The organism is Staphylococcus xylosus (assembly GCF_002732165.1).
Taxonomy (GTDB): domain Bacteria; phylum Bacillota; class Bacilli; order Staphylococcales; family Staphylococcaceae; genus Staphylococcus; species Staphylococcus xylosus.
Genome location: NZ_MRZO01000001.1, coordinates 121619 through 132999, shown reverse-complemented (window position 1 = coordinate 132999; position 11381 = coordinate 121619). Strand labels below are relative to the sequence as shown.

The 11381-nt window shown below is 32.7% G+C and carries 10 protein-coding genes; 6 read left to right on the top strand and 4 right to left on the bottom strand.

The genetic code is table 11. From position 1 onward, the window contains the following. Positions 1–51 precede the first annotated feature (51 nt). Positions 52–1743, bottom strand: a complete 1692-nt coding sequence (gene ezrA, locus BTM19_RS00710) for a septation ring formation regulator EzrA (protein WP_029377045.1) — start codon at positions 1741–1743, stop codon at positions 52–54. 224 nt (positions 1744–1967) lie between these two features. Between ezrA and BTM19_RS00705 the strand changes: the two genes are divergently transcribed. The 3 genes from BTM19_RS00705 (at position 1968) to BTM19_RS00690 (ending at position 4037) form a co-directional block, all read left to right on the top strand. Further along, on the top strand, positions 1968–2432 hold the full coding sequence (locus BTM19_RS00705; protein ID WP_029377044.1) for a GAF domain-containing protein: 465 nt from the start codon (positions 1968–1970) through the stop codon (positions 2430–2432). Between the two features lie 255 nt (positions 2433–2687). Beyond that, positions 2688–3290: a 30S ribosomal protein S4 gene (gene rpsD / locus BTM19_RS00695; RefSeq protein WP_017722144.1), complete on the top strand. Its 603-nt coding sequence runs from the start codon at positions 2688–2690 to the stop codon at positions 3288–3290. Between the two features lie 234 nt (positions 3291–3524). Continuing rightward, the gene (locus BTM19_RS00690; RefSeq protein WP_029377043.1) at positions 3525–4037 is read left to right on the top strand and encodes a GNAT family N-acetyltransferase; all 513 of its coding nucleotides are present in this window, start codon (positions 3525–3527) and stop codon (positions 4035–4037) included. Between the two features lie 85 nt (positions 4038–4122). Here BTM19_RS00690 and BTM19_RS00685 read toward each other — a convergent pair whose 3' ends face one another. Further along, a complete protein-coding gene (locus BTM19_RS00685; RefSeq protein ID WP_029377042.1) occupies positions 4123–4863 on the bottom strand; it encodes a glycerophosphodiester phosphodiesterase in 741 nt (246 codons plus the stop codon). Between the two features lie 80 nt (positions 4864–4943). On the opposite strand from BTM19_RS00685, the gene BTM19_RS00680 reads away from it, so the two are divergent. From BTM19_RS00680 to serA, 3 genes are all read left to right on the top strand, one after another. After that, positions 4944–5384 (top strand): SACOL1771 family peroxiredoxin, encoded by a 441-nt coding sequence (locus BTM19_RS00680; RefSeq protein WP_029377041.1) that lies wholly within the window; start codon positions 4944–4946, stop codon positions 5382–5384. Positions 5385–5550: 166 nt separating this feature from the next. Then, complete coding sequence (locus tag BTM19_RS00675; RefSeq protein WP_029377040.1) at positions 5551–6711, top strand: pyridoxal-phosphate-dependent aminotransferase family protein; 1161 nt, start codon at positions 5551–5553, stop codon at positions 6709–6711. Beyond that, entirely contained in the window at positions 6704–8320 is a 1617-nt protein-coding gene (gene serA, locus BTM19_RS00670; protein ID WP_029377039.1) for a phosphoglycerate dehydrogenase, read from the top strand. The genes BTM19_RS00675 and serA overlap by 8 nt, the downstream gene beginning before the upstream one ends. 199 nt (positions 8321–8519) lie before the next feature. On the opposite strand, the gene BTM19_RS00665 is transcribed toward serA, so the two are convergent. Together BTM19_RS00665 and nagE are read right to left on the bottom strand one after the other, a co-directional pair. Continuing rightward, positions 8520–9641, bottom strand: coding sequence for an HAD family hydrolase (locus BTM19_RS00665; RefSeq protein WP_029377038.1), 1122 nt, complete (start codon positions 9639–9641; stop codon positions 8520–8522). Positions 9642–9842: 201 nt separating this feature from the next. Next, entirely contained in the window at positions 9843–11339 is a 1497-nt protein-coding gene (gene nagE / locus BTM19_RS00660; protein ID WP_029377037.1) for an N-acetylglucosamine-specific PTS transporter subunit IIBC, read from the bottom strand. Between the last annotated feature and the right edge of the window lie 42 nt (positions 11340–11381).

Sequence of the window (11381 nt, the reverse complement as noted above, 5' to 3'; positions counted from 1 at the left end):
TGTTAAATCATTTCGTGTCAACTTACTATATAATATGAGTTTTAACCAAACTTAACCGATAATTTTTGATTCAATTTGCTTTGTAACACCAGGCTCTACGCTTTCTAAAGCTTGCTCAGAAATTTCAATTGAACGTTTATAACGGTTATTTTTAAAGAGACGTTCTGCTTCGTTTAAGCTCTTATCTATATTCGAACTGTCTTTACGATAACGATTACCGTATTCAATTAATTTTTCGGCATAAACAGCATTTACAAGTACATCAGTAGCTTCATCTTCAAATTTATTCATTTGTAGTACTACTTTAGAAACTTTATCTTTTAGCTGTTTAACATGTATTGGACGTACGCTGAATTTTTTATTCACTTCTCTTACTTCGTAATCAATTTCATTTTTCATGATAATAAAGCGCTCTGGTACACTAGGTAAATTTGAAGCAAGTAACTTTCTATACACTTCTTCTTTTTTACTTTGTACACGTAAAATATTGTCTTCTGCTTCTGCTTCATCTTCACGCAATTGAATTAAATGATTTTGTAATTTTTCTTGTTTCTCATTGATAACATCAACATGTTCTTCAATATATTTCAAGTTATCTTGAACTTCACTATACCTTACTGCTGATTTTGACATTTCCTTAAGAATATCATCATATACAGCAATCATATTTTGAATTTCATTTTCAAACTGTCTTACATTTTGAACATCGCTTTCATTAATATAATAATTTTCACGAACATATTCAATTTCAGTTTGTAATGTATAATTCATTTCTTTTGCTCTAAATAAATTATCAGTAATAACTTCTTTTGTTTCTTCCACTTCATTTTTAGCTGTCACTTCATGTTCAATTAAATCATACATCTCATCTAATCGATCATTAATACTATTAAGTTTTTCATTTGCTTCATCAAGCTCTAATCTACTAATCATCGGTTCAACAAAACTAAGTTCCGTCTTCAATGTTTGTAGCGTGCTGTCAATCTTAACATGATCTAAATCGTAACCTTCAACTTTCAGATCTCTGCAACCATATTTAAGATCTTGAAATTGTCCAGGCAATTCTTTTTGGGCTTCTCTAATTAAGTCAGGAATTTCATCCATATCTTTTTTCAAATAATTCATATCATCATTTAAAGTTTTAATATGTTCGTGTGCTTGATTATAGTTACCTTCTGTTTTTAAAGTTTCGTATGTTTCCATTTCAGGTACAAACGATTCAATTTCTTGTTCAAGTGGCGCAGCTGCTTCACCAAATTGATGTCTATTTGCTAATACATCACGTTTCATTTCACGATAATCAGTTGTACATTCCTCGTATAAATGATCGCTTTCTTTATGTAGTCCTATAATATTTTCTACTTTTGTAGTAAGTTCATTATAGTTCGCTTCATATTGATCCATCATTTCGTGGGCTTCATCCACTTCTGTTTGCGCTTGTGAAAACTTAAATTTATCTAATAAGCCTTCTGCGTTATGAATTTTTTCTTCTACTGGTACTAAATATTGGTTTTTACTATCTAATGATGATTGTTTTAAATTGTTATAGGTAGATTTTGTTTCACCAGTTAAATTTAACTCAGATAATTGAGATAAACTTTCATCATAAGGTAATTGTTCTACTTTTACTTTGCGTTCTTCTGCCTTTTCAATAATTTGGCTTTTGTTTGAACGCATATAGAACAATACACCAACAATAATCAGTATAATGACAATAATTGCTAAAATGATATACAATACCATACGTTTTCTCCTCCTATTTTATCACTATTTATTATAACGTAATTTACCTATGTATTAAAAGAGAAAATGAATTTATTCATATGAATATCTCAATATTTTCATTAAATTCATCTCTAGTAATTATATGTATAAAGTTATTTTAAAAAAGCCCTTACAAATCATTTGTTTGATTACTATTAAAACAGTCTTTATACTAAATGAAAAGTAAAAAGTGAGGTTTTTATATGTCAGAGGTTAAAGAAACTAATTATAATTTATTAGAAAAGCAAGTTTCTAGTTTAATAGAAGATGAATCAAATTTAATTGCCATACTCAGTAATGTGTCCGCTTTATTAAACGATTCTTTAGACCAAGTCAATTGGGTTGGTTTTTATTTAATAGAAAATAATGAATTAATTTTAGGCCCCTTCCAAGGTCATCCGGCGTGTGTGCACATTGCAATAGGTAGTGGTGTATGCGGTACTGCAGTAGCTCAAGATGAAACACAGTTAGTTGCAGATGTTCATGCCTTTCCAGGTCATATTGCTTGTGATGCTAACAGCAAATCAGAAATTGTAGTTCCTATTCATCAAAATGAACAAATAATTGGAGTATTAGATATCGATGCGCCAATCACAAATCGTTTTTCAGAAGCTGATAAGATTGCATTAGAAAATATCGTGAAAATAATTGAAAATCAAATCGCATAAGAGTAAATGACAATTACTTATCATTAAATTCCTCATTAGTTGTTGACAGTTAGTAATATCATGATACAATGTACTTTGTGTGAATAAACGAAATTAGCAGTTGTATATTATTTGGCCCTATGTTGTTCCCAACGCGGACGTGCCGTGTAACCGTAGCTATGAGGCGAGGACACATAAAACAATATATCCAAATAAGCATGCAACACTCTTTTTTGTTTTTTCATAACAACAAAAAAGAAAAAGGAGGAGTCTATTATGGCTCGATTTAGAGGTTCGAACTGGAAAAAATCACGTCGTTTAGGTATCTCATTAAGTGGTACTGGTAAAGAATTAGAGAAGCGTCCATACGCACCAGGTCAACATGGTCCTAACCAACGTAAAAAATTATCAGAATATGCATTACAATTACGTGAGAAACAAAAGTTACGTTATTTATATGGAATGACTGAAAGACAATTCCGTAACACTTTTGAAACTGCTGGTAACCAACACGGTGTCCACGGTGAAAACTTCATGCAATTATTAGCTGCTCGTTTAGATGCAGTTGTATATTCATTAGGTTTAGCACGTACACGTCGTCAAGCTCGTCAAATCGTTAACCACGGTCACATCGAAGTTGATGGTAAACGTGTTGATATCCCATCATACACTTTAAAACCTGGTCAAGAAATCTCAGTACGCGAAAAATCTTTAAAATTAGATATCATCGCTGAATCAGTTGAGATTAACAACTTTGTACCAGATTATTTAGAATTTGATGCAGACAACTTAAAAGGTAAATATATCCGCGTTCCAGAACGTAGTGAATTACCTGCTGAAATCAACGAACAACTTATCGTTGAGTACTACTCAAGATAAGCGTGATTATTTCGAACCAAGAAATCTTAATGATTTCTTGGTTTTTTATTGCCTTCTTTTAATCTTTAACACCTCTCTCCCCTATTGTATTATCATGCTTACAAGCATGGAGTAAACTTTTTTATTATATTTGTTATATAGTAAAAATATATAAACCGTTTATAATTACATCATGATTTACAATCTTACTTTATTTGAGTATGATGAGCATATAGAATTAAAGGAGTGTATATTTTGATTATTAGAGCATTAGAAGAAACCGACCTAGAATTTGTACATCACTTAAATAATGAATATTCAATTATGTCCTATTGGTTTGAAGAACCTTATCAATCATTAAGCGAACTACAATCATTATATAAAAAACATCTATTGGATGAATCTGAACGCCGTTTCATCATAGAAGATGACAATATTCGAATCGGAGTCGTAGAACTAGTAGAAATTAACTTTGTACACAGTAATTGTGAGATTCAAATTATTGTTGATCCTCAATATAGTGGCCAAGGATATGCAAAAAATGCATTTAAAAAAGCAATTGATTATGCATTTTTAGTGTTGAACTTGCATAAGATTTATCTTTTTGTAGATGTTCAAAATGAAAAAGCAGTTCATATCTATAAAAGCCAAAATTTTGTTATCGAAGGTACATTACAAGAACACTTTTATACTCGAGGAAAATATAGTAATTGTCATATCATGGGTTTACTTAAAAAGAATTGGATTAACACTCATGAAAATAGTTAATCATTATCAACCCATGCAACTATAGTTGAAATTAAAATATGTGAACTTTGTTAAAATCAATTCATTTACAAAGTTCACATATTTTTTATATTAATTTTATCGGATTATCAGAAATCAAACCATCAACGCCTAACATAATTAACTTATTAGCAATGGTTGCTTCATTAACAGTATATGGCATAACCGATAGTTCCAAGCTATGGGCAGCAGTCATAAATTTATGATTTACTAAAGAATAATGTGGATTTACATAATCTGCATATACTGCAATTTTGTCGAAATTCGGCATTTTATACCAGTATTTCTTTTTGCTAATTAAAACACCAAGCTTAAACCCTACTCCCATTTCGTAGAGATTACGAATACATTGTTGATCAAAAGATTGTATAATTACTTTTCCTTCTGGTATATCATGTTTTTTTAGCATATCTATTAATTGTTGCCCAATACCAGGATAAAAATGTGGTTGCTTAATTTCAATTAAAAGCTTTTGTGGGTAATTTTTAATTAATACCAACACTTCTTCTAACGTCATCATATGTTGTCCTTTAAATTTTAAATGCTTTGTCACACCATAATCAAATTGCATTAATAAATTTAAACTATGGTCTTTTACTTTACCTTTACCATTAGACGTACGATTAATGGTGTCATCATGTATCACAACTAAGTAATTATCCTTTGTTCTATGTATATCTATCTCAAGCATATCTATATTACTTTCTAATGCTGGTTCAAAAGCTGCTCGTGTATTTTCTGGAAAATCAGTTGAAAATCCACGATGCGCAATCAACATTACTCTACTATCTTCTAAATAGTTATACATTGTTATAATGCCCCCACTTTCATTATCTCTTAGAATCGTCTAAACTAAAGTTATCATAATTATACTGGAGGTCAATCTATATGGTACAACATGAATTTGCAGTACAAACTAATTGGTCAGGCGGCCGTGAATCAGTCGGCGACCTCAAAGGTGATGTTTTAAGTGAGCAAATATCAATACCCTCAGGACTTGGTGGTAATGGAACAGGCACAAACCCAGATGAGTTATTAGTGTCCGCTGCTTCGTCATGTTACATCATTTCACTCGCAGCTGTATTAGAACGCTCTGGCTTCAATAACATTACAATAGAGCAATCCTCAATTGGAACAGCAATTTTTGAAAATGCAAAATTCCGTATGGATACAATAATACATTATCCAATCATTTCAGTTGAAACGAATCAAAAAGAACTTTTAACTCAAAAGTTACCTAAGCTATTAAATATTGCAGACAATAATTGTATGATTTCTAATTCTATTAGAGGCAATGTTTCTGTAAAAATAGAACCAAAAATAAAATAATTTCAAAAAAATTTTATGTGTGACGGAATATGATTAAATTAGCAATGAATACCCTTACATTTAATGAAAACTATGTCTATTCCGTTTGTTTTTTTAATATTTGCACTTTTATATTATCTGAAAATTTGCTAAACTTGTACAATCTTAAGCATTGGGGGAATTACTCATGAAATATTATCATCCTTTGTTACTAACACCAGGACCTACACCAGTACCAGAACAAATTTTACATGCTACACAGTCACCTATGGTCGGTCATCGATCAAGTGATTTCGAAGCAATTGCTGAAGAATCGTTTCGTGCCCTTAAACCTATTTTCGGTGCACAAAATGATGTAATGATACTTACTTCAAGTGGTACAAGTTCACTAGAAGCAAGTATGCTAAATCTTGCAAATCCAGACGATGAAATTGTTGTTATCGTATCTGGCGCATTTGGTAATCGTTTTAAACAAATTGCAGAAACTTATTACAATAATGTACATATTTTCGAGGTCGAATGGGGTAAAGCAGTTAATGTACCTGACTTCATAGATTTCTTGAAATCTTTAAATACTAATATCACGGCTGTTTACAGTCAATATTGTGAAACATCAACTGCTGTATTGCATCCCGTAAGTGAATTGGGTCATGCACTTAAAGCATTTGATGAATCTATTTACTTTGTTGTCGATGGCGTAAGTTGTATCGGTGCAGTAGATGTTGATTTACAACGTGATGCAATTGATGTTCTTATCTCAGGTAGTCAAAAAGCAATCATGTTGCCACCTGGTTTAGCATTCGTAGCTTATAACGATCGTGCCAAAAAACGCTTTAGTGAAGTTACAACACCACGTTTTTATTTAGACTTAAACAAATATTTAAAATCACAGTCAGAAAATTCAACACCTTTCACACCGAATGTTTCGTTATTCAGAGGTGTAAACGCATACGCAAAATTAGTTGAAGAAGAAGGCTTTAGTAATGTAGTCGCTCGCCATTATGCAATACGTGATGGTCTCAGAGAAGCATTGAAAGCACTAGAATTAGATTTACTAGTAGAAGACGAATATGCTTCGCCTACTGTCACAGCCTTTACACCTAAAACAAAAGATGAATTAAATTTCATCAAAAATGAATTAAAAAACCGTTTTGCTATCACAATTGCTGGCGGTCAAGGTCACTTGAAAGGTGAAATATTACGTATTGGTCATATGGGGCAAATCTCTCCATTTGATATTTTACAAGTAGTTTCAGCTTTGGAGATTCTGTTAACAGAATTTAGAAATGAATCTTATGTTGGTAAAGCAATAACTAAGTATATGGAGGTCGTCAAAGCTTATGTATAAAATTTTAGTATCTGATCCAATCTCACCTGAAGGTTTAAAAAGTTTAATTGACCATAATGATTTCGAAGTTAAAATCAATACAGAATTGACTGAAGATGAATTAATTGAAGAAATTAAAGATTATCAAGGGTTGATTGTACGAAGTCAAACACAAGTCACTGAAGCTATTATTGAAGCTTCACCTAACCTAAAAGTAATTGCTCGTGCTGGTGTTGGTGTTGATAATATTGATGTGGATGCCGCTACAAAAAACGGTGTGATAGTTATCAATGCACCAGACGGTAATACAATTTCTGCCACTGAACATTCAATGGCAATGATTTTATCGATGGCACGAAATATCCCTCAAGCACATCAATCATTAAAAAATGGAAAATGGGACCGCAAGACTTATAGAGGTACGGAACTCTTTAATAAAACACTCGGTGTAATCGGTGCAGGTAGAATTGGACTTGGTGTTGCAAAACGCGCACAAAGTTTCGGTATGAATATATTAGCCTTTGACCCCTATTTATCAGAAGATAAAGCTAAAGAATTAAACGTAACACGTGCAACAGTTGAAGAAATTGCAGAACAAGCAGATTTCGTTACTGTACACACACCATTAACGCCTAAAACAAAAGGTATCGTTGATAAAGCATTTTTTGAAAAAGCAAAACCAACATTGCAAATCATCAATGTAGCCCGCGGTGGTATTATTGACGAAGAAGCTTTAGTAGAAGCTTTAGATAATAATCAAATACAGAGTGCTGCGATTGATGTTTTTGAAACTGAACCAGCAACTGAATCCCCTCTTGTAGCAAATGAAAAAATTATCGTTACACCTCACTTAGGAGCTTCTACAGTTGAGGCACAAGAAAAAGTGGCTGTATCAGTTGCTAATGAAATCGTTGATATTTTTGAAAATGGTAATGTGCTAAATGCAATAAATGCACCACGTATGACATACAGTGAGATTAACGATGAATTAAAACCATATATCGAATTAAGCAAATTAGCAGGTGAAGTTGGTATTCAATTACTTGAAAAAGCACCTCGTGAACTCCAAATTAAATACGAAGGTGATATCGCATTAGATGATACAAGTTTATTAACTAGAACATTAGTATCAGGTGTACTAAAACGTGATTTAGCTGAACGTGTTAACTTGATTAATGCATTAGTACTTCTAAATGAACAAGGTGTATCTTATAATATTGAAAAAAATGCAAAACACCGTGGTTTCAGTAATTATATTGAATTAACACTTATCAATAAAGACAAACAAATCAAGATTGGTGCTACTGTATTAAACGGTTATGGCCCAAGAATTGTTCGTATTAATGACTATCCAGTAGACTTTAAGCCTGAACAATATCAACTTGTTATCAATCATAATGATAGACCTGGTATTGTTGGACGTACTGGTCAAATCTTAGGTGAATACGGTATCAACATTGCCTCAATGCACCTAGGACGTACAAATCAAGGTGGTAACGCACTGATGATTTTATCAATCGACCACCCAGTAACAGAAGATGTTATTGACGGTTTATACCAAATTGAAGGTTTCAATTTAATTAGAAGCGTAGAATTAGAAATTGATAATAATATAAATTACAATATTTAAGCATCTTTCTTGTTTAAATACATGTAATATCATAAGCGCGAGTAAGGAATTTAAATAAAATTTCTTACTCGCTTTTTTAATGCTTTTAACTTGATAAGCTCTAAAGTATTATTCCTAACTTTTTGGGACATAAAAAAATGACACATTTGCAAATTTATATTCCTTTTCAGAAAATAACTTTGCAATGTGTCAGCAACCATTATAATAAAATATTTCTTATCTCGCCTACATGATCGACAATGTAATCTGCTTCATAAGCTTCTAGTTCTTCACGTGCTTTTTGACCTTTCAATCCAGTTAAAGGACCAATAAAAGTTGCGCCAATTTTTTTAGCGCTTAGCAAATCAGCTAATGAATCTCCTACTACAAACACTTCATTTTTAATAACTCGATTTTCTTGATTTGTTGCATATTTTTTATAATCCTCTTCGAAATTACCTTCAAGTGTTGCTAAATAGCTAAATGGATTTGGCTTACCTAAAGGTTTCAATTCAGGATAAATATCTTCAGCGATTAGTACTTCGCTTGCAGTAACAATGTGTTTATCTTCGAATATATCTTTAATACCAATTGTATCAAATGGGACTAACGTTTCTGTACGTGGTCTCCCTGTGGCAATCGCGATATGATAGCCTGCAGCTTTTAAGTCTTCTAACAATTGCTTAATCTCAGCAACTGGTCTTAATACTACCTCATTATATATGTAACCTTTTTTAAAGTCAGAACGATTCAATTTTTGTTCAACCTCATTATAGAGTTGATTACCTAGATACCATTCTTGATAAATTTCCTGTGAAAGTAACCAAAATGGACTTTTCAACTCAAATAATGCTGTTTGTTGTGTGTCTAATTGTTCACTCGCATACGTAATTAAGTCCTGATAAATATTATCTTTACCTGTACGCACATGCTCTAAAAATGACAATGGTGCGTCAAAGTTCAATGTTACATTAGAAATTTGGTTCCCTAATTTTTGTAATGTTGCTTGTCCAAATTTTTCAGGATCTAAAATTTCCGCTAACACATCAGCAGATAATGTTTTACAAATATCAACGAAATGAATAGCTATAACAACAAATAGCATATCCCAATTAGAGTTTAACCCAAGTGATTTGAGTTTAGTTAATATCTCATCATGATAGAATACAATATCCCTGATTTCTGTGATTTGTTCATCACTTAAATTTTCAAATTGTATCGAGGAGTCTAAACCAATATAATCCTTACTCATAAGCATTTCATATACGGTTAACGCGGATACATCAAAACACCTTTCTTCACTTAAAAAAACGCCATCAACATCAAATAATACCGACTTCATACTACCTACTCTCCTTTAATCAGAAAATTCTGATACTATTATATCGTACTATTTTACAAACAAAAGAGCAATGCATTTATGGGGTTTTGTTAAACAAATCAACAGAGAAATCCTTATAAAATTTAACTATTAAAAAACACCTAACTAAGCTGAAATAAAATTATAAATTTCAGCTTATTAGATGCCTAAAGTTTCTTTATTTTATTTTTCCATTTGACGTTCTATTTCATCAGCAACTTGTTGGACTTGAGTTCCAATGATAACTTGTGTATTGTGTTTACCACTCTTTGTTACGCCAACAGCACCAGCACCTTTAATCTTAGCTTCATCAATCACATTATTATCATGTAATTCCATGCGTAATCGTGTAGCACAGTTTGTTAACGTTACAATATTTTCTTTACCACCTAATCCTGTTAAGATTTGACTAGCTGTCTTTGAATGTTTACTCGTTTGCGATTCCCCTGAGCCTGATGTCTCAGTTGAATCTTCAGCATCCCCTGTTGTAGCTTCATCTGATGTCGGGTCCGGTAGTAGGTTATCACCACGACCAGGCGTATTAAGTTTTAACCATTTGATTGCAAATCTAAATACGACATAATAAATAACAAAAAATACAAGTCCCTGAACCATTAACATCATCGGATGGTTTGCTACTGGGTTAATCAAAGATAATAAAAAGTCAATTAATCCCGCACTAAATGAAAATCCTGCTGTCCAATGGAATAACGCAGCTATAAATAAAGATAAACCAGTTAACACAGCATGTATTAAGAATAATAGCGGTGCTACAAACATAAATGAAAATTCAATAGGTTCCGTGACCCCAACGAAAAATGCTGAAATTGCTCCCCCAAACATTAAACCGTAAACTCTTTTCTTTTGTTTTGTTTCTGCTGTATGGTACATCGCCAATGCGGCTGCGGGGATACCAAACATCATTACTGGGAAGAAACCTGCCATATAACGTCCTGTAACACCTTGAACTGCACCATCACCAGTTTGGAATTTCGCAATATCATTAATACCTGCTAAATCAAACCAAAATACCGCGTTTAATGCATGATGTAGTCCTGTTGGAATTAAGAGACGGTTGAAAAAGCCATATAGAAATGCTCCGCCAGGTCCTAAATCCAATATCCATGTCCCAAAAGTAACAATCCCTGAGTACACAATTGGCCAAACAAACAACATAATAACTGCTATAAATATACTGAAAAAAGCAGTTAAAATGGGCACTAAACGTTTTCCACTAAAGAATGATAACGCTGTTGGCAATTCTGTTGTACTAAATCTGTTATACGTATATGCTGCCACTAAACCAATAACCAAACCAATTAAGACATTTTGATTATTCATTTGTTCAAATGCTGCATTGACACCAGATTCTTTCACGCCTAATAATGGCGCTAGTTTTTCTGGGCTCAGCACAACTGTCGTTAAGAAAAAACCTACGGCTGCTGCAAGTGCAACTGCGCCATCATTTTTCTTCGCCATCCCTAAAGCAACACCAATTGCAAATAAAATACCCAATTGTTCAAGAATCGTTGAGCCTGCTGTAGAGAAAAAGGCAGCAACTGTTGGCAATATGCCAAGTGCAGTTAATCCATTACCTATACCAACGATAATGGCCGCTGCTGGCAATACAGCTACAGGTAGCATAAGCGATCTTCCTAAACGTTGAAAGAAACTATACATATAAATTCCCCATTTCAAAATAATTTCCCAAAAAAATCACCA

What these genes read in the sequence shown, in the direction of transcription:
- ezrA (WP_029377045.1), bottom strand. Translation starts at nt 1,743, where the DNA reads ATGGTATTGTATATCATTTTAGCAATTATTGTCATTATACTGATTATT.
- BTM19_RS00705 (WP_029377044.1), top strand. Translation starts at nt 1,968, where the DNA reads ATGTCAGAGGTTAAAGAAACTAATTATAATTTATTAGAAAAGCAAGTT.
- rpsD (WP_017722144.1), top strand. Translation starts at nt 2,688, where the DNA reads ATGGCTCGATTTAGAGGTTCGAACTGGAAAAAATCACGTCGTTTAGGT.
- BTM19_RS00685 (WP_029377042.1), bottom strand. Translation starts at nt 4,863, where the DNA reads ATGTATAACTATTTAGAAGATAGTAGAGTAATGTTGATTGCGCATCGT.
- BTM19_RS00680 (WP_029377041.1), top strand. Translation starts at nt 4,944, where the DNA reads ATGGTACAACATGAATTTGCAGTACAAACTAATTGGTCAGGCGGCCGT.
- BTM19_RS00675 (WP_029377040.1), top strand. Translation starts at nt 5,551, where the DNA reads ATGAAATATTATCATCCTTTGTTACTAACACCAGGACCTACACCAGTA.
- serA (WP_029377039.1), top strand. Translation starts at nt 6,704, where the DNA reads ATGTATAAAATTTTAGTATCTGATCCAATCTCACCTGAAGGTTTAAAA.
- BTM19_RS00665 (WP_029377038.1), bottom strand. Translation starts at nt 9,641, where the DNA reads ATGAAGTCGGTATTATTTGATGTTGATGGCGTTTTTTTAAGTGAAGAA.
- nagE (WP_029377037.1), bottom strand. Translation starts at nt 11,339, where the DNA reads ATGTATAGTTTCTTTCAACGTTTAGGAAGATCGCTTATGCTACCTGTA.